The following is a 19,640-nucleotide window of genomic DNA, read 5'->3' on the forward strand; positions in this document are numbered from 1 at the left end:
TGAAAGGCAATGTAGGTTTTGCCGGTGCCTGTTGCGGAAACCAGCAGAATCCGGTTCTGGTTTTGGGCGACGGCTTCAATCACCCGATTGATGGCAATGCGCTGGTAATAGCGGGGAGCCTTGCCTCCAGCGTCAAAGTAGTAATCCTGAGTGATAATCCTGGCCTGATCGTCGGTGAGGCCTTTCCATTGTTTATAGCGTTCCCACAAATCCTGAGGAGAAGGGAATCCAGCCAAAGGCAATTCCTGTTCGAGGATTCCTGCCTTTCGGGTGCGGTCATGCTCTACAAAGCCATCTCCATTGGAGGCATAAACAAACGGAATATCCAGAGTGTGGGCATAGTCCAGGGCTTGTTGCATCCCGGAAGAGAGGGAGTGGTGATTGTCTTTGGCTTCAATCACCGCAATCGGGAGGTTGGGTTTATAGTAGAGGATGTAGTCGGCTCGTTTGGATTTGCCTCTGGACACAAGCTGTCCCCTGAGCTGAACTCTGCCTGCCGTAAACGTGACTTCCTCACGAATTTGGTGGTGCAAATCCCAGCCAGCCGCAACCAGGGCGGGAGTAATAAATTTGGTGCAAATGTCTCGTTCGGTGAGTTTCTTTTTGTCCATGATGGGGAGCCAATACAAGTAAAACCGGGCACTAAAGTCGTTTTTTATTCATTACATAAAAGAAACCCTGATAGATGTCAAAACATGTCTTTCGGGTTGGCAATGATTACGGAATGGAACTGAAAATTTGTTTTCATTCTCTCCAAAGCCTCCAATTTCTGAACAGACTTTACAATTCCATTGTGATACCACACAGTTTTTATACAATGCTGTTTGTTGATTCTATCCTCAATCCTTGATGTTTCAGGAGAAAAACCATGATCATCCCCAAAGAAAAACGGTTAACACCCGAACAATTGAAAGAAGTTCAGAAAATTGTCGCTGAATTTGGTCTTGCCCTTCAGGCGATTCATGGAACCGAACGTTCCATTTATGCCATGATCGGGGATGAGCGGGATGAACTGCTGATTGCCCGCATCGAAGGACTCGATTATGTGGATCGGGTGGATCAGATTCAAAGTCCCTACAAACTGATGTCCAAAGGCAATGAACTGGCGCAACATAAAATTATTTTGGGCGGCAAACAATTTGGCGGAACAGAATTCCGGGTGATTGCCGGACAATGCACCATTGACCCCAAAAATCCGGGTTTGTTTTATGAAACAGCCCATGCTGTCAAGGAAGCGGGGGCCGATATGCTGCGAGGTGGCGTGTGGAAACCCCGAACGTTGCCCCACTCCTTTCAGGGCGATTCAAAAAGTATTGAGATTCTGCTGGAAGCCCGCAAACAAACGGGCCTGCCCATCGTCACAGAAGTGATGGATGAAGAGCAACTGAACATTGCCATTGAAGCCAAAGTGGACCTGCTTCAGGTTGGCGCGCGGAATGCCCTGAATTATAGTCTGCTGAAACAGCTCGGTAAAAAAACACAGGAAATGGGCATTGGTGTTTTACTGAAACGCTCCATCCATATGGGCACCCTGGATGAATTCATCGCGGCTGGAGAATATGTGGTTGCGGGAGGTAATCCCAATCTGTTGCTTTGTCCACGTGGGACACTGCCTGCGATGGATGGCTACCGGAATCATCCTGACGAATCCATTGCGGCATTGCTGGTTCAGAAAACATGGGCACCGATCGTGGTGGACCCATCGCATTCTGTAGGAAAATCCATGTATGTTCCCCATGCCGCCCTTTCAGCCGCCGCTTATGGCGCGCATGGTATCATTGTGGAATGCCATATTCATCCCAGGGAAGGCATTGGTGATGATCCCAAACAGGCCATCACACCAGAGGTTCTGAAACAGTTGGTTCTGGATGTGAAAAAAATCGCGGGCATCGCGAAAAACTACACACAATTTCACTCATAATCTGGCATGCGCTTTCTGGGAATTGGTTTTTCAGAGTCTGACTGGAACAACATTCAGACCTGCTTTGAAAAAAAACTGGCACACATCAGTCTGCAATACACTCTGCTGAACCGGAATGATTTGCAACCCCACAAGATCATTGCCACCTGTGAACGGGTGGCCCGATGGTCTCCTGCGCTGGTTCTGTTTCATCCCCAGGGCTTCCGGCAATTTGAGGATTATCTGTTTTTCCTTTCGCAGTTTTCCATGCGTTGCACCTCATTTCCCCGGATTGCCCTCGTTTTTGATGACATTGACCGGGATCTTGGCCCGCTGTTCACATGCCATCCTGAAATCCGCATTGGCAACCGGATGAGTTTTAACCTGTCCGGCCCATCTGTGTTCACTCAAAAAAGCTACCTTCGTTTTCCCAAATACCGCATAAATTCGGAAGTTCTTGGGATCTATTATCAGGAATCACCAGGCGTGACTTCCCGGAAACTCCTTGCAGAACTCCCGTCACACACGATGTTTCCCATTTCTCAAGTGAATCAGATTGAGGATGCCGCAGGCATCACTGCCACATCGACCTGGATTGAAGCTTTTCTGGAGCAACAGAAAAATCCGCTTCCAGCAGAAGCCATCCGCGGCATTTTGAAAGAAGACTCCGAATGCTTTCTTTTTCCCGGATTTCCTGTGGAATGGCTGGATCTGATCAGTCTGGGAGATATCCGAATTCATCATTTACTGCACTTGCGTCATTTTTGCGGCAACCCCGGTTTGAAAAAAATAATTCAATATCTGCAAACTCCGCAAGAAATTCCATCCAACGTATTTTGTCCTGTCCGACTGATGGGAAACATACCTGTGATCAATCAGTTTCTGTCGTTGCTGTTTCAACAGGATGGATATCAGGATGTGAAAAGCCTGACCAGTCTGCAAGGGGGAGAATACACGCTGGAACATAAATTCCTCTGGGTCCAGTTGATGGAATTTCCACAGATGGTTTTTCAAGGTTACCGACTTCGCTGGGAACATGAAATGGAGCAGATACTGGCACCGTTGAAGCCACATATCGAGATTGAAAGTCTGACCTGGTACACGCCCCGGGCAGAAAGTCCCATATCACGGCTTGAACTGGAACATCAGTTGAATGGACTACAAAAACGGGAAAAGCAGTTGGAACAGGAACATCGCGACGCACACCGGCGAAATCTGATCTACAGCCAGGAAATAGCCATTTTGACCGAGGTGATCCAGATCGTAAAAAAGCTAACCACCTTGCTGGCCAAAGCGCTCATTTCGGATGACATTCTCAGAGATCGGGTTGACACACATTTCACCCAGGTTCTGCTCCTTTGCGAATATCAGGAACAGGCCTCGGAACTCATGCTCAAATTGCCGCACATTCCCAAAAAACTATGGATCAATCCACAGGATTATCAGGATGCGGAAGACCTGAAAAAACTGAACATTCTGCAACTGGAACAATTCAGCAAGTCAGGAGCCATTATCATCACCAACGATGGACTGCAACACCTGGAAACCTTGTGCAAAAATGCCCTGTCACGTTATGAACAGGTTGGGATCGATGGAGATCAACTGGAACAACAGGATCAGCAAACAGGTGCCGACCTGAAAGCAATTCAACAACAGAAAAAAGACCTGGCACTCCAGTGGTTGTATGTGTCTGTCAAGCAACTGTTTATCCGTGACCGGGATTTGTTCCTGCCTCCTACCCCCCCAAAAAAACGGCAATAATCCGCAAGGCACCTCGGTGCCCTTTCCCGGTATGTTCTTTTCTCCGGCTTTCGCCTAACCCCTCAGCCCAAACCCCATTTTTGCCTGTGAAAATCAAAGTGTGCTGAGTTCCAGTTGTCCGGATTGGATCGCGGAGGGCACTTTGCGCCACCAGAAGCTGTTTTCCGGTGGTTTTTCCGCATCCACGACCTGTCCCATCAAAGGAATCAACACATGGACGTTTTCCTTGTGTGCCAGTTCGGTGATCCGTTCCATGGGTTCATACCAGCTATGCAGGGATAAATCGAACGTGCCATTGTGAATCGGAACCAGCAATTTTCCTTTCAGATCCTTGAAGGCCTGAAGGGTTTGTTCAGGAAACATATGGACCTCCGGCCAATTCAGGTTATAGGCCCCGTTTTCCATGAAGGCGATGTCAAACGGACCATATTTTTCACCAATTTCCCGGAAACTTTTAAAATATCCGGAATCCCCACTGAAATAAATCGAATGCTGTTTCGACCGCATCACCCAGGAAGTCCATAAGGTCTGGTTCCTGTTGAATATTCCTCTGCCTGAAAAATGACGAGCCGGTGTTGAGATGAATTCCACCTCACCCACCACCGCGTTTTCCCACCAGTCCAGCTCGATGATTTTTTCCACAGACACGCCCCATGATTCGAGAATCTGACCAACGCCCAGAGGCACAATAAAATGGTTTGTCCGCTCCTTCAATTGCTGAATCAAGGCCTGATCCAGATGGTCATAATGATCATGAGACAGGATAACACCTTCCAGGGGCGGCAGATCTTCCAGCGCAATTGGCACAGGATGAAACCGTTTGGGTCCAGCCCACTGAACAGGTGAGGCCCGTTCGCTGAAAACAGGATCTGTCAGCCATATTTTCCCGCCCAGTTGAAGCAATAAGGTAGAATGTCCCAACCTGGCAAATTTGAGTTCATCCGCAGAATGAACCTGAAACTGGGAAGCCTTGATTTTCTGAATGGGTAAGGGTTCTAAAGGAACCGGATCAATTCGCTGACCAAAGGCATATTCTTTAAGGGTTCCCCATAACTTTCCGGGATCCATCAAGTTCATCGGTTCAGAGTTATGAAATGTTCCCTCATGATATTGTCGGGATTGCTTGATTCTGTCTTGTGAAGACGATGCAGAATATTCTGCGTGTGTGGTTTGGCTCAGCATCAGAGTTCCTATTAAAAAGTATGTGAATTTCTGAACAAAAAAATAAAATCCTGGCACTCGCACCATATTAAATCGCAAAAGTCACTCCTGTTAGTTTTTCGGAAACGTTGCATTTGCTGCTCAAAATCCGTGCTGTTTCGAGACCAGGCCCATCGACATGACACGCTTTGAAATTTGATCTCATGGCACCAATTTGAATCGACCCTATGTAACGCTCAAATTTTATGGAAAACTTTCTGGTTACGAACGCCCCGTTCATAACCGGTCCATCTTTTACAACTTAATCTTTTGTCGATGGTTAGATTGACAGTTAATCATCTTTCAATCGGACGGGCAACCACCAAATTTTATTAAAGAAATAAATGTCCGGCCTCTTGACAATCAAATTTCCAATTAATAAGGGAATCCTTAGTTGAAGTTTGACAGCATTCAAATTAATCGAGGTTTAACGAGAGAGGATTTCAATGGAAATAGAATTAAGCGCTTTCGTTCAGAATGTGTGTAAAAAATATGGAAACGATAAAAGTCGTTTGATCGACATCTTATGGGAATTCCAGGACAGATTCGGCTGTATTAACGGAGAAATGATGGATCTCATCGCAAAAGAAATTTCTTCGTATCGTATCGACGTTGAGGGAGTGGTTTCTTTTTATTCATTCTTTTCAAAAGAACAAAAAGGAAAGATCATCATTCGTTTATGCAACGATATTGTCGATGAACATGCCGGAATGAAAAAAATTGCGGAAACCTTCTCCAAAGAACTGGGCATCGGCATCGGCAAAACGTCCGCGGACGGAAAATTTTCACTGGAATACACTTCGTGCATTGGCATGAGCGATCAGGCCCCCGCGGCACTGGTGAACGATGTGGTCGTGACCAACCTGACTGCCGAAAAAGTCAGAGAGATTGTCAGTTCCCTGAAAGAAAACATGGACCCCTCAAAGCTTGTTCAGCAAACGGGTGACGGAAATAACTTCCACCAACTGATCCATGCGATGGTGAACAATAACATCCGCAAACGGGGCGAGGTGCTGTTGGCGGAAAACATTACACCGAATGCTGGATTGACCAAAGCACTTGAGAAGACCCCTGCGGAAGTCCTTCAGGAAATCACGGATTCCAAATTGAGAGGTTGCGGCGGTGCCGGTTTTTCCACCGGGATGAAATGGAAAATGGCCAGTGGTTTTGAGGCAGAGCGGCGTTATGTAATCTGCAATGCCGATGAGGGCGAACCGGGTACGTTCAAAGACCGTGTCCTCCTGACAGAAAGAGCCAATCTGGTCATTGAAGGGATGACCATTGCCGGGTACGCCATCCAGAGCCAATTCGGGATTTTATATTTGAGAGCGGAATACCGGTACCTGCGCCCCTATCTGGAAGATGTGCTGGAAACAAGAAGAAAAGCCGGACTGTTAGGTAAAAACATCAACGGCAAGACTGGATTTGATTTCGATATCCGGATCCAACTGGGAGCCGGAGCTTACATTTGCGGAGAAGAAAGCGCGCTGATCAGTTCCTGTGAAGGACTGCGCGGCGAACCTAAAAATCGACCGCCATTTCCAGTGGAGAAGGGTTATCTCAATTTTCCAACCGTCGTGAACAATGTGGAAACCTTTGCTCACGCGGCTCGAATTCTTGACAGGGGAGCCATATGGTTTGCGGGTTTTGGCACAGAGAAAAGCGCAGGCACAAAATTAATCAGTGTGAGCGGCGATTGTGAACGACCCGGCATCTACGAAGTTCCGTTTGGCATTGAAGTCGCTGAATTACTCAAACTGGCTGGTGCGGATCGACCCGCGATCATTCAGGTCAGTGGTCCAAGCGGCAAGATGATTGGAAGAACACAATTGAACCGGAAAATATGCTTTGAGGATCTCCCCTGTGGTGGTTCCTTCATGACATTCAGCACAGACCGGAATGTGCTGAGGATTGTGGAAAATTTTCTGGAATTTTTTATTGAGGAAAGTTGTGGTTACTGTACGCCTTGCCGGGTTGGCAACACCTTTCTGAAACAGCAAATTGAAAAAGTGATGAAGGGGTTTGCCAGCAAAGATGATTTGCAATATTTGAAGGATTTGGGCCAAACCATGAAAATGACCAGTCGCTGTGGTTTGGGAACCACGTCCCCCAATCCTGTGCTGTCCTCGCTGGAACATTTCCCGATCGTGTATTCAACTCTTGTGAAACAGGAAAACGACGGCCTGGAAGCCGGCTTTAACATTCAGGTTGCTCTCGAAGAATCACGGAGAATCGCTAAACGAAGTTCCATGATTTACGATCCGGTCTATGCACACAATGAGAATGAGTGACCGGAATCTTGATTCAATAATAGAATTTAACGTTAACAGGGAGACTGCATCATGAATAAATCTGTTGTATTTAAAATTGACGGTGTGGAAGTGACCGCAACCCCCGGTCAAACCATCATGGAAGCGGCGGATGAAGCCGGTATCTATATTCCCCGTCTGTGCGATGTGGAAGGTCTGGATCCGCAGGGGAGTTGCCGGTTATGTACCGTGAAAGTCAACGGAAGATCGGTTTCATCATGCACGCAACCTGTCGTGGATGGTTCCGAAGTCGAAAACAATACCCTGGAAATACAGTGCTACCGCCGTGATCTGGTTCGCATGCTGTTTCATGAGGGCAATCATTTGTGCCCCATTTGTGAAGCCAGTGGAAATTGTGAATTACAGGCCATGGGCTATCGCCTGGGGATTTCCAAAGCAACCAAATTTCCTTATTTGCAACCCGTTCGTCCGGTGGATGCCTCCCATCCGGACATCTTGCTGGATACCAACCGCTGTATTCATTGTGGACGTTGTATTCGTGCTTCCGCCAGCGTGGATGGTAAACATGTTTTTGGATACATTGGACGGGGAATCCATCGACGCGTGGGCGTCAACGCGGAGAATCTTGCGAAAACAGATGCCCTCCTGGAGGATAAGGCCATTGCAAGTGAAACCTGTCCTGTCGGTTGTATTATTCAAAAAAGAAATGGCTTCTGCACTCCGGTCGGAAAACGCGAATTTGATCATGAGCCTATTGGGTCATCCATCGAGAACTCTTAAAATGGGGAATACTATGAAAAAAAAGAAACTAGCCACAGTTTCCTTGGCCGGGTGTTTTGGTTGCCACATGTCATTGCTGGATATTGATGAACGCATTCTGGATTTAGTGGAACTGGTTGAATTTGACAGAAGTCCCATCAACGATATCAAAAAATTTACAACCCGTTGTGATATCGGCCTGATTGAAGGCGCCTGCTGTAATGAGGCCAATGTCCATACCCTCATCGATTTCAGGAAAAATTGTGACATTCTGGTGGGCGTGGGCCAGTGCGCCATCATGGGAGGCTTGCCTGTCATGCGAAATGCCATCATGCATTCCGATGATCCCCTGCGTGAATGCCTGGATGAAGCTTATTTGAACAGCAAATATGTCTACAATCCATCCAATGAAATACCGAATGATCCGGCACTTCCATTGCTTCTGGATAAAGTATACACCTGCCCTCAAGTTGTAAAAATTGACTATCAGATTCCAGGATGTCCACCATCTGGAGACATGTTATGGCGTGCACTCACCGCACTGATCACCGGAACACATTTCCAAACCAGTTATGAATATGAACTTATCAAGTATGATTGAGGGAACCCTGTCAGGAGAAACCAATGCCGAAAACTAAAGTTATTGAAATTGAACCACTCACCCGGGTAGAAGGTCACGGAAAAGTCACGATCCATCTGGATGAGCATAACAACGTGGATGACGCACGACTTCATATTGTGGAATTTCGTGGTTTTGAGCGCTTCATCAAGGGACGCCCCTATTGGGAAGTTCCAGTGATTGTCCAAAGGCTTTGTGGAATCTGCCCTGTCAGTCATCATCTGGCCGCGTCCAAAGCGATGGATGTGATTGTGGGCGCGAAAAAAATAACGGATACCGCAGAAAAAATGCGCAGACTCATGCATTATGGACAAATGTTCCAAAGCCATGTTTTGCACTTTTTTCACCTGTGTTCTCCGGATCTGCTCTTTGGTTTTGGTTCTGATCTCAAAGATCGAAATGTCATCGGAGTCATTGCCAAACACCCCGAATTGGCGACACAAGCCGTAATGATGCGTAAATTCGGTCAAGAAATCATCAAAGTGACCGCAGGCAAAAAAATCCATGGAACCAGTTCTGTTCCAGGCGGAATCAACAAGAATCTTTCCATTGAGGAACGCGATCCATTGCTTAAACAAATTGATCAAATGAAGGAATGGACACGCGGCGCATTAAAAATCGCCAAAGACTACACGGTCGAACATCTTCAACTCGCAAAAGAATTTGGCACCTTCAATTCCAGCCACCTGTCGTTAGTCCGTGAAGATGGCGCACTCGATTTATATCATGGAAATTTACGTGCGATTGATGCCAACGGTAATATCATTTTTGATCAGGTCGATTATCAGAAATACTATAACTTTATCATGGAAGAGGTGCGAACCTGGTCCTACATGAAGTTTCCGTTCATTAAAACCAGAGGCCATGTGGATGGATGGTACCGGGTGGGTCCGCTTTCGAGGATGAATACCTGTGGATTCATTGACACACCTGAGGCCGATAAAGCGTTGCAGGAATTCAAATCGGTAACCAATGGAAAACCAAATCACATGTCGTTGGCCTATCATTGGGCACGTATGATTGAAATCACCCATTGCGTGGAAAAAATGGAAGAATTGCTCAATGATCCTGACTTGCAGGGAACAGATCTGCTGGTCAAAGGAGAGCGACAGGCAGAAGGTGTGGGATTGATTGAAGCTCCCCGTGGAACCCTGTTTCATCATTACAAAGTGGATGAAAATGATCTGGTGACTTTCTGTAATCTGATTGTTTCTACTACCAACAACAATGAAGCCATGAATCGGGCTGTCAAGAATGTGGCGACGCGCTATCTTTCCGGTCAACAAAAAATAACCGAAGGAATGCTGAACCATGTGGAAGTGGCCGTCCGGGCGTATGACCCCTGTCTGTCCTGTGCAACACACGCTATTGGTCAGATGCCGCTCAAGGTTGAACTCTACGATGTGAACAACAATCTGATTGATGAAAAAAGCAAAGGCCTATAATGCTTGCCGACACGAACAAAGTATTGCTCATCGGTTATGGAAATCCGGGCCGTCTTGATGATGGCCTGGGTCCCGCGCTTGTCGCAAAACTGGAATCCAACCCTGTCGCGGGTCTTGATGTTGATTCTGATTATCAGCTCACCGTTGAAACCGCGTATGATGTGGCACAATATGACACGGTTATTTTCGCGGATGCCTCGATTAACGGAAGAGAGCCTTTCTTTCTCAAGAAAATTTACCCCCAGGAGCCCATGAGTTTCAGCACTCACAGTGTGGCTCCTGAGGCGGTTCTGCATTTAGCTCAATCTCTGTTTCAGGCGAAAACCGAAGCCTATCTACTGGGGATTCGAGGATATCACTTCAATGAATTTCAGGAAGAATTGTCTGAACAGGCAGAAAACAACCTGAAAGCCGCTTTTGAGTATGTCGTTGAAGCTCTCCGGACACAACGGTTCAACGTCACATCCTGAAATTTCCACCCCAGCCAACAACGCAAGCATCCCAGTGAATATCATTGTGTGATGTTGGTCACATTTTCGGCCACAATTGTAGGGGCGAACCTGTGTGTTCGCCGTGGATCCGGGGCAGACAGACAGGTCTGCCCCTACGGAACAAAATCCAAACCAGATGGTAATTCAAAAACCGTTTTTTGACACATGGCCGAAACTGTGATCAACCCCCTACAAAAACAGTTAAGACATTATTTTTGTTTCAAAATGGTGTTCACATCTGTCTGTTTTTTCGTTTCATACTTTCATAATCAGAAGAAGAGCCTGTTCCACCAAGGTATCCAGATCCATTTTGCCTCCTGGTTCATACCAGAAAATGGTCCAACTCATCGCCCCCGTTAGAAAACGCCGTAAGACAAAGGTATCATGCTGAATCAATCCAGCATCTTTCCCTGCATTCAATGCATCTCGCCAAATAGATTCATACACATTCCTTAATTTCAGAATTTCTTTGGATTTTTGTGGAGACAAACTGCCCCATTCATAGACCATCACATACATTGCGTCATGAGCATCGCCAAGAATGGCTTGCAGTTCGGTTTTGATCAATAACCGGATTTTTTCTTTGGGATCTTCCGGTTTTTGGGAGGCCATCCATAATCTCCCCGTGATACGAAGAATTACTTCTTCCATGACTGCAAACAAAATGTCTTCTTTGGTCTCAAAATGATGGAATAAACTACCGGACTGAATGCCTACATCCTGTGCCAATTCCCTGACTGTCGACCGTTCATAACCATTCTTGTAAAACAGCTTTGCCGCGGCCTGAACCAAAGCATGGCGACGATTCGTTTGTTTTTTCATAGGAACACCATTATTTTTAAAATTATACCATTGATGTCTATCAAGTGCTTGGTTGATAAAGAATGGTTTTTTAGGCATATATCAAGTAAAATATAGTCACCTTGAATAAATTCTTCAAATTTATGTAAAACTTTTCTTGCATATCAATCAAGTGTTTGCTAGAGTCTGCGCAAACCTAGCAAGTGCTTGGTTGTTATTTAAAATTGATTAGCCAGGATAATGAGATAAGAGGAGATCCTATGCCGGTGATCCAGACTCGGATTGATAAAGCTTCTGAAGATTTTCAAAAAAATAGAAATGAAATGCTGGCCATCATTGCTGAATTTCGCTCTGCTGAAAAGAAAGTGGTGGATAAAGAAGAGGCCGCTCGTGAAAAATTCAACAAACGAGGCCAGTTGCTTCCAAGAGAACGGTTGTCCATGCTATTGGATCCCGGTTCTCCTTTTTTAGAACTATCGTCTTTAGCCGGACACAGAATGTATGATGATGAAGACGGCACAGGCGCTGGCGGTGGAATTATCAGTGGAATTGGTTTCGTCGCGGGAGTCCGTTGTGTTGTTTCCTGCAGTAACAGCGCCATCAAGGGGGGAACCATCTCTCCTGCCGGATTGAAAAAGTCGCTCCGGACACAGCAGGTCATCATGGAAAACAATCTTCCTGCAATCACACTTGCGGAAAGTGGTGGTGCCAACCTCATGTATCAATCGGAAATCTTCATCGAAGGCGGACAAACCTTTGCCAATCAAGCCAGAATTTCAGCCGCGGGTATTCCGCAAATCACCGTCGTGCATGGCAGTTCAACCGCTGGTGGCGCCTATCTTCCGGGGCTGTCTGATTATGTGGTGATGATCCGGAAAAAAGCCAAAGTTTTTCTTGCGGGACCACCATTGCTGAAAGCCGCGACAGGTGAGATTGCCACGGATGAAGATCTGGGCGGGGCCGAAATGCATGGAACCATTGCTGGAACCGCGGAATATCTTGCGGAAGATGATCGGGATGGAATCCGCATTGCTCGCGAAATCGTTTCTTCACTGGGATGGAATAACAACTGCTCATTTCAGAACCCCACCCGATTCAAACCACCTCAGTATGATGCGGAAGAACTCATTGGCATTGTTCCTCCCGATTTCAAAAAGAATTATGATGTTCGAGAAGTGATTGCCAGAATTACAGATGATTCCGCATTTCTGGAATTCAAGGAAGAGTATGATCCCTACACCATCTGTGGTCATGCTTCTTTAGAAGGATTACCCTGTGGAATCATCGGAAACAATGGCCCCATCACGCCCAAAGGTGCTGTCAAAGCCGCGCAATTCATCCAGTTGTGCTGTCAAAGCAATATTCCCATCATCTATTTGCAGAATACCACAGGGTATATGGTTGGAACTGACGCGGAACAGAATGGCATTGTCAAACATGGTTCCAAAATGCTCCAGGCGGTTGCCAACGCGACAGTTCCTCAGATCACCATAGTCCTCGGAGGTTCTTTCGGCGCGGGTAATTATGGCATGTGCGGAAGAGGCTTGAGTCCCCGGTTTATTCTTTCATGGCCCAATGCCCGGATTGGTGTCATGGGCGGAGAACAGGCGGCAAAGGTGATGTCTATTGTGACTGAAGAAAAAAACAAAAAACGCGGACAAACCACATCTCCGGATATGCTCAAAATGATGGAACAACAAATCATTGAACGCATGGACAAGGAATCCACCGCGATTTTTGGTTCTGCCCGGTTATGGGATGATGGCATCATTGATCCACGAGATACCCGGAAAGTGCTTTCATTTCTGTTACGCACCTGTCTGGAAGGAGATTCCAGGCGACTTTATCCTGTCACATTTGGTGTGGCCCGGATGTAGAGATCCCATTTCATCGTCATTCATACTCAATCACAACCATTCAGGAGAATGTCATGCAATTCACACAAGATCACAAAATGCTTCGTCAAACGGTCAGCGATTTCATTGCCAAAGAAATCAATCCCTATGTGGATGAATGGGAAAAAGCAGGAATTTTTCCTGCTCATGAATTGTTCAAAAAAATGGGAGGACTCGGCCTTTTAGGAATCAACAAACCCCAGGAATATGGCGGAATGGGCCTGGATTACAGTTATGAACTCGTATTCGCCGAGGAACTGGGAAAGATCAAATGCGGTGGTGTGCCGATGGCCATTGGTGTGCAGACAGACATGGCAACCCCAGCCCTCACCCGTTTTGGCAGTGATGAACTCAAAAAAGAATTTCTCGCGCCTGCCATTGCCGGTGATTATGTGGCTTGTATTGGTGTGAGTGAACCTCATGCCGGATCGGATGTGGCCAATATCAAAACCACCGCGGTCAAGCAAGGCGATGACTATGTGATCAATGGATCAAAAATGTGGATCACCAATTCCACACAGGGTGATTTTGTATGTTTGCTGGCGAATACCAGCGATCAGGGCGCACCATACATGAACAAATCATTGATTGTTGTTCCGTTGAAAACCAGGGGCGTTGAAGTCTCACCCAAACTGGACAAACTGGGAATGCGTTCATCCGACACCGCACAAATTTTTCTGGACGATGTACGAGTTCCGACCCGTTTCCTGATTGGGCAGGAAGGACAGGGATTCATGTATCAAATGATGCAGTTTCAGGAAGAACGGATGTTTGGCGCGGTTTGTATCATCAAAGGTCTGGAAGATATCATTCAGGAAACCATCAAATATACCCGTGAACGAAAAGCGTTTGGACGTCCCTTGCTGGATAAACAGGTGATTCACTTCCGTCTGGCAGAACTTCAATCAGAAATTGAGGCCCTGCGTTCGCTGATTTATCGGGCTTGTGAAGGCTATATCAATGGCAAAGATGTGACAAAACTTGCCTCCATGGCAAAACTCAAAGCCGGACGACTCGGACGCGAAGTGACAGACAGTTGTCTTCAGTTCTGGGGCGGCATGGGATTCATGTGGGAAAACCCTGTAGCCCGGGCTTATCGTGATACACGACTGGTCTCCATTGGCGGTGGCGCGGATGAAATCATGTTGCTGATCATCAGCAAGATGATGGATATTTTACCCAATGATTCATTGTAAAATATATTACTAAACCTTCCATTTGGATCAGAGGAGAAGCTATGACATTGCCACAATGTGAAACTTTAATGCTGTATGAAGAAAAAGGCGTTGTTTATATCACACTCAACCGGCCTCAAGTACGAAACGCCATGAGTTTGACCATGGTGGAAGAACTGATGAATGTATTTTCCTCTGTGCGTGATAATCGCGATGTGCGGATCATGGTGCTACGAGGAGCCGGAGGACATTTCTGCGCTGGCGGTGACATTCAGGACATGGCGATGGCTCGTCAGCGTGCCTTTCAGGGCGAAGCAAACGCTTTTATGGAAATCAACCGGAAATTTGGACGTTTGATCACACTGGTCAATTCTGCGCCTCAAGCGGTTGTCGCAGTGCTGGAGGGCGCTGTGATGGGCGGTGGTTTCGGCTTGGCGTGTGTGTCGGATATCGCCATTGCCAAAAAAGACGCGGTGTTCAAACTGCCTGAAACCAGTCTGGGGCTTCCACCAGCTCAAATCGCTCCGTTTGTGGTTCAGCGTGTTGGCTTGACACAGGCACGCCGCATGGCAGTGATGGGCGCCAAATTCAATGGCGAGGAAGCCAAACAACTGGGTGTGGTTCACACTGTTTGTGAAACAGAAGAAGAACTGGCTCAGGAATTTCAAGCGGTCATTAAACAGATCCGTCGATGCGCTCCCAACGCCAATGCCATCACCAAAAAACTCATGATGGCCGTGGGACAAACAGAACTGGAACAATTGCTGGATGAAGCGGCACAGGATTTTTCCGATTGTGTTCAGGGACCTGAAGGCGCTGAAGGAACTCAGGCATTTATTTCTAAACGGTTACCATCCTGGGCGGAGGAATAATGGCTCATTTTTCTAAAATACTAATTGCCAATCGCGGAGAAATTGCTGTTCGAGTATGCCGAACTGCCAAAGCTCTGGGATATCGCACCGTTGCGGTCTTCAGTGAAGCCGATGCCAACGCGCTCCATGTTCAGGTAGCGGATGAAGCTGTCTGTATTGGTCCTCCGGCAGTCAGAAGCTCCTATCTGAATATTGAAAACATTCTGGCGGCCGCTGAAAAAACCGGGGCCGATGCCATTCATCCCGGCTATGGATTTCTTTCGGAAAACGCCTATTTTTCCAAGGCCTGCGCTGACAGTGGCCTCACCTTTATCGGCCCGGACTACCAATCCATTCTGATGATGGGCAACAAACGCGCCGCCAAGGAACGGATGATTGCCGCGGGTGTTCCCTGCGTTCCCGGCTATCAGGAAAAAGATCAACGGCATGAACGACTGCTCAAAGAAGCGATCAAAACAGGATTTCCACTCATGATCAAAGCGGCGGCCGGCGGCGGTGGACGTGGAATGCGGCTGGTTTTTGACGAGAAGGATCTCAATGACGCCTTGCTTTCAGCCAAGTCCGAAGCCTTGAGCGCTTTTGGCAGTGATGAAATCATTCTGGAAAAAGCGATCATGCGTCCAAGGCACATTGAGATTCAGGTGTTTGGTGACCGGCATGGCAATGTTGTCTATCTCGGCGAACGGGATTGCTCCATTCAACGCCGACATCAGAAAGTGGTGGAAGAGGCGCCATCGCCTTTCGTTGATCCTGAATTACGACGCAAGATGGGCGAAGCTGGAGTTGCGGCGGCCAAAGAAGTGAATTATGTGGGCGCTGGAACCGTAGAGTTTCTGGTCGATGAAGACAAATCTTTCTATTTTCTGGAAATGAACACCCGCCTGCAAGTGGAACATCCTGTGACTGAAATGATCACCGGCATGGACCTGGTGGCACTTCAAATCAAGGTGGCCGAAGGGAAACCCCTGGGCTTCACCCAGGAACAGGTCACTCTGACCGGACATGCCATTGAAGTGCGCTTGTATGCGGAAGATCCCGCAACAGGTTTTCTGCCTCAGACAGGAAAAGTCCTGGCATGGCATCCCACCTCAAATCCGGGGATCCGTGTAGACAACGGGTTGGCACAGGATCAGGAGATTTCCTCACATTATGATCCGATGGTTTCAAAAATTATTTCCTATGGATCAGACCGTCTGGAAGCCATCCGAAAGCTGATAAAAGGCCTGGATGATTGTGTGTTTCTGGGATTAAAACACAATAAAGGCTTTCTCATGGAGCTTCTGGGACATGAAGAATTTGTGCAGGGAAAAGCGACCACCGCGTTGATTGGCACCCATTTCCCCAATGAAGTACTATCAAAATCCAGATTGACGGATCAGGGCTTTGCGATCGCCTCAGCATTGTTTTATCAACAAAGCGCTGAAGCCTCCCAACCCATGAACAGCCTGCAATACTGGAAAAATTCCAATGCCGGTACTCAGGTTTATAAAATCCGAGCGGATGACACCAAAGAACAGCAGACTTCACTGAAAGTGACGGAACCTGGATTGTTCGATGTCATGGTGAACAGGAAATCCTTTGAACTCAGAATCATTTCAATCAAGGACGCAAAGCTCCGGGTAATGTGCAATAGCATCATTCGCAGTTATTCCTGTGTGGTGAACGATGACGGTGTCTGGATGGAAATGGAAGGAATCATGGTTCATTTCGAGAATCTGACCCATGCCCCTCCTCAATCTTCCTCAGCGGCTGGAGAGGGAAAAATGCTGTCTGTCATGAATGGCCGCATTGTTGCCATTCGTGTCAAAGAAGGGCAATCTGTCACAGTTGGACAAACACTGGTGGTGCTGGAAGCCATGAAAATGGAACATCAGGTCAAATCCGATGTGGCTGGAACCGTCAAAACGATTCTGGTTCATCAGGATCAGCAAGTGAAAGCACGGCAATTGCTGGTGGAAGTCGAACCGTCAAACCCTGAAACAAAATCCTGACAAAAGGTTGGTATGGAAGAAAATTTTACGGAAAGTCATCGTTTGCTCAGGCAAATGCTTCGCAATTTTGTTCAGCGTGAGATCATGCCCCACATCAACGAATGGGAAGAAGCCGAACTTTTTCCCCGAGAGCTTTATAAAAAAGCCGCAGAATGTGGGCTTTTGAGCATTGGGTTTGAAGAAAAATATGGAGGGGTGGAATCAGACATTTTCCATACCATTGTGGTCGGTGAAGAATTGAGTCGCAGTGGCTCAGGCGGCATCGTCGCAGGACTGGGGTCCTTAGGAATTGGGCTTCCCCCCATTCAGCATCTGGGCACACATGAGCAGAAACAACGATTCATTTCACCTGTATTGGCAGGTGATAAAATCGCGGCTTTGGCTATCACCGAACCCAACACAGGTTCCGATGTTGCCAGCATTGAAACCCGGGCTGTGCGAGATGGTGATTATTACATCGTCAATGGTTCAAAAATGTTCATTACCAGCGGCACCCGGGCCGATATCATCACAACCGCTGTACGCACCGGCGGTCCCGGTCATGCCGGTGTTTCCATGCTGGTGATTGAATCCGATTCGCCCGGATTTCATGTTTCCAAAAAACTTAAAAAAATGGGCTGGCGTTGTTCTGATACCGCTGAACTTTCTTTTCAGGATTGCCGTGTTCCTGTGGCCAATCTGCTGGGCAACGAAGGCGATGGATTTCTGGCCATCATGCAGAATTTTGAGCAGGAACGTCTGTCACTGGCCGTGATGGCATATTCTTCCGCCTTGCTGGCATGGGAGGAATCTCTCAATTATGCCAAACAGCGTGTTGTTTTTGGCAAACCTCTGATCACCAAACAGGTGATACGTCATAAACTGGCACAAATGCTGACCAAAGTTGAAATTGCCCGGGATTATGTCTATTCTGTCGCGGCCAGAATGAAGGCCGGACAAAAATGTATCCGTGAAATCTCGATGGCCAAAAACTTCGCGGTTGAAGTCTGCGATTATGTGGCCAATGAAGCGGTACAGATTCACGGCGGCATGGGATATATGCGTGAATGTGTGGTGGAACGTATCTACCGGGACAGCCGAATTCTGGGTATTGGTGGTGGAACCAATGAAATCATGAATGAAATTATCTGTAAAACATCCGGTATTGGTTAATCTTCACTGAAAGGAAACACATGATCAACACAGTCTATAAGCAGGATCTGTTCAAGGGAAAAGTCGCTCTGGTCACTGGTGGCGGAACCGGCATTGGCCTCAGAACAGCACGTGAATTGGCACAACTGGGCGCGACGGTCATGCTTGCCAGCCGGAAACAGGAAAAGCTGGAAACAGCGGTGGAATTGATCAGGAACGAAGGTGGAACCGCTTACTCCGTTGCCTGCAATGTCCGGGACGAAGAAAGTGTCAAAAACTGTATCCGGGAAACGATCAAACAGGCAGGAACCATTGATTTTCTGATCAATAATGCTGGCGGACAATTTCCCTCTCCGGCGGAAATGATCAACCGCAAAGGCTGGAATGCCGTCATTGAAACCAATCTGACCGGCCCGTTTTTCATGTCACAGGAAGTTTTCAATCAGGTGTTTCGAGAGAAAGGCGGAGCGATAGTCAATGTGATTGCCAACATGTGGAATGGTTTTCCGGTGATGTCCCATACCGGTGCCGCACGTGCCGGTGTGGATAATCTCACCAAAAGTCTGGCTATCGAATGGGGAAGGTACGGAGTGAGAGTCAATGCGGTCGCGCCGGGAGTGATTCACACCAGCGGTCTGGATAATTATGGCACGTTCAAATCGTTTGTGCTGGAAACAGGAAAAAACAATCAGACCAATCGCTTAGGGTCTGAAGAAGAAGTCGCCTCTGCCATTTTGTTTCTGCTGTCACCGGGAGCCTCGTTCATCACTGGTGAAACCCTCAAGGTAGATGGCGCGGAGTCCATCTATTCCTCTTTTTATCCGCCTGTGGAACATCAGAAATTGCCGCCGTTCAAGGATGAATGATCCTCTCTCTGTTCCATGAACTCATGGATTTACTTTTCCTGTCGCGAAAAGGCCCCTGAGAGTAGCCTTTGGAAAGAGCGAGTTCCATGTTCCATGCGATATAAGGGGTCCCTTTGGCGGTTTTTGGAAACGCGGACAGAAATTGGGGTGATACGTCGTAATAGGTTTTATGGGTTCTGAGAGGGGGAAGAACCTCATCGCAGGAAGTATCCCACATCGCCAAAGCGCACTTTCGTTGATTTCCCTGAGAGTCGTGGACGTAGGTCCACCAGACATTGAGCCTTCCGAGCGGGGTGTGCTGGATGTGGGGGGAAATGGGGAATTCCGCCATATTCCGGTAGATGAAATCGATGAGGTCTTTCTGTTCCGGTTCGCCCCAGAAAAAATCATGAATCAGCCATTCGTAGGGATAAATTCCCTTGTCCGTGTCGCTCTCGACTTCCCGGCAGAGGAAGTGATTGAGG

17 protein-coding genes are annotated in these 19,640 nt (G+C 47.4%); 13 read left to right on the plus strand and 4 right to left on the minus strand.

The window, feature by feature from the left end; all coding sequences use genetic code 11:
• Positions 1 to 611, minus strand: a 611-nt coding sequence (locus HQM11_20230; protein ID MBF0353366.1) for a type I restriction enzyme HsdR N-terminal domain-containing protein, incomplete at its 3' end; no start/stop codon positions are given.
• A gap of 257 nt (positions 612 to 868) precedes the next feature.
• Here HQM11_20230 and HQM11_20235 point away from each other — a divergent pair.
• Both HQM11_20235 and HQM11_20240 read left to right on the plus strand, forming a co-directional pair.
• Complete coding sequence (locus tag HQM11_20235; protein MBF0353367.1) at positions 869 to 1,921, plus strand: 3-deoxy-D-arabino-heptulosonate 7-phosphate synthase; 1,053 nt, start codon at positions 869 to 871, stop codon at positions 1,919 to 1,921.
• A gap of 6 nt (positions 1,922 to 1,927) precedes the next feature.
• A complete protein-coding gene (locus tag HQM11_20240; protein ID MBF0353368.1) occupies positions 1,928 to 3,661 on the plus strand; it encodes a hypothetical protein in 1,734 nt (577 codons plus the stop codon).
• 93 nt (positions 3,662 to 3,754) lie between these two features.
• Here the strand turns inward: HQM11_20240 and HQM11_20245 are convergent, their stop codons facing one another.
• Positions 3,755 to 4,843, minus strand: coding sequence for an MBL fold metallo-hydrolase (locus HQM11_20245; GenBank protein MBF0353369.1), 1,089 nt, complete (start codon positions 4,841 to 4,843; stop codon positions 3,755 to 3,757).
• Between the two features lie 464 nt (positions 4,844 to 5,307).
• Here HQM11_20245 and HQM11_20250 point away from each other — a divergent pair, with 464 nt between their 5' ends.
• From HQM11_20250 to HQM11_20270, 5 genes are read left to right on the plus strand one after another with little or no spacing between them, the layout of a single operon-like run.
• The gene (locus tag HQM11_20250; GenBank protein ID MBF0353370.1) at positions 5,308 to 7,152 is read left to right on the plus strand and encodes an NAD(P)H-dependent oxidoreductase subunit E; all 1,845 of its coding nucleotides are present in this window, start codon (positions 5,308 to 5,310) and stop codon (positions 7,150 to 7,152) included.
• A 51-nt stretch (positions 7,153 to 7,203) separates the two neighbouring features.
• Positions 7,204 to 7,911: a (2Fe-2S)-binding protein gene (locus HQM11_20255; GenBank protein MBF0353371.1), complete on the plus strand. Its 708-nt coding sequence runs from the start codon at positions 7,204 to 7,206 to the stop codon at positions 7,909 to 7,911.
• A gap of 13 nt (positions 7,912 to 7,924) precedes the next feature.
• Complete coding sequence (locus HQM11_20260) at positions 7,925 to 8,491, plus strand: NADP oxidoreductase (GenBank protein ID MBF0353372.1); 567 nt, start codon at positions 7,925 to 7,927, stop codon at positions 8,489 to 8,491.
• 23 nt (positions 8,492 to 8,514) lie between these two features.
• Positions 8,515 to 9,954 carry a Ni/Fe hydrogenase subunit alpha gene (locus HQM11_20265; protein MBF0353373.1) on the plus strand — a complete coding sequence of 480 codons (1,440 nt, stop codon included), beginning with the start codon at positions 8,515 to 8,517 and terminating at the stop codon, positions 9,952 to 9,954.
• Positions 9,954 to 10,424, plus strand: coding sequence for a hydrogenase maturation protease (locus tag HQM11_20270; GenBank protein MBF0353374.1), 471 nt, complete (start codon positions 9,954 to 9,956; stop codon positions 10,422 to 10,424). Before HQM11_20265 ends, HQM11_20270 begins: the two co-directional genes overlap by 1 nt.
• Before the next feature lie 276 nt (positions 10,425 to 10,700).
• Here HQM11_20270 and HQM11_20275 read toward each other — a convergent pair whose 3' ends face one another.
• Positions 10,701 to 11,267 carry a TetR family transcriptional regulator gene (locus tag HQM11_20275; protein MBF0353375.1) on the minus strand — a complete coding sequence of 189 codons (567 nt, stop codon included), beginning with the start codon at positions 11,265 to 11,267 and terminating at the stop codon, positions 10,701 to 10,703.
• Positions 11,268 to 11,506: 239 nt separating this feature from the next.
• Between HQM11_20275 and HQM11_20280 the strand changes: the two genes are divergently transcribed.
• The 6 genes from HQM11_20280 to HQM11_20305 are packed head-to-tail and all read left to right on the plus strand — an operon-like array spanning position 11,507 to position 19,176.
• The gene (locus HQM11_20280) at positions 11,507 to 13,123 is read left to right on the plus strand and encodes an acyl-CoA carboxylase subunit beta (protein ID MBF0353376.1); all 1,617 of its coding nucleotides are present in this window, start codon (positions 11,507 to 11,509) and stop codon (positions 13,121 to 13,123) included.
• Between the two features lie 53 nt (positions 13,124 to 13,176).
• Entirely contained in the window at positions 13,177 to 14,337 is a 1,161-nt protein-coding gene (locus HQM11_20285; protein ID MBF0353377.1) for an acyl-CoA dehydrogenase family protein, read from the plus strand.
• A 41-nt stretch (positions 14,338 to 14,378) separates the two neighbouring features.
• Positions 14,379 to 15,188 carry an enoyl-CoA hydratase/isomerase family protein gene (locus HQM11_20290; GenBank protein MBF0353378.1) on the plus strand — a complete coding sequence of 270 codons (810 nt, stop codon included), beginning with the start codon at positions 14,379 to 14,381 and terminating at the stop codon, positions 15,186 to 15,188.
• Complete coding sequence (locus HQM11_20295; protein ID MBF0353379.1) at positions 15,188 to 17,179, plus strand: acetyl/propionyl/methylcrotonyl-CoA carboxylase subunit alpha; 1,992 nt, start codon at positions 15,188 to 15,190, stop codon at positions 17,177 to 17,179. Before HQM11_20290 ends, HQM11_20295 begins: the two co-directional genes overlap by 1 nt.
• Before the next feature lie 12 nt (positions 17,180 to 17,191).
• Positions 17,192 to 18,331: an acyl-CoA dehydrogenase family protein gene (locus tag HQM11_20300; GenBank protein ID MBF0353380.1), complete on the plus strand. Its 1,140-nt coding sequence runs from the start codon at positions 17,192 to 17,194 to the stop codon at positions 18,329 to 18,331.
• Positions 18,332 to 18,351: 20 nt separating this feature from the next.
• Entirely contained in the window at positions 18,352 to 19,176 is an 825-nt protein-coding gene (locus tag HQM11_20305) for an SDR family oxidoreductase (protein ID MBF0353381.1), read from the plus strand.
• Here HQM11_20305 and HQM11_20310 read toward each other — a convergent pair.
• Positions 19,163 to 19,640 (minus strand): hypothetical protein (locus tag HQM11_20310; protein ID MBF0353382.1); only part of this gene is annotated, 478 nt, incomplete at its 5' end. The genes HQM11_20305 and HQM11_20310 overlap by 14 nt on opposite strands.

This window comes from SAR324 cluster bacterium, assembly GCA_015232315.1.
Lineage (GTDB): Bacteria > SAR324 > SAR324 > SAR324 > NAC60-12 > JADFZZ01.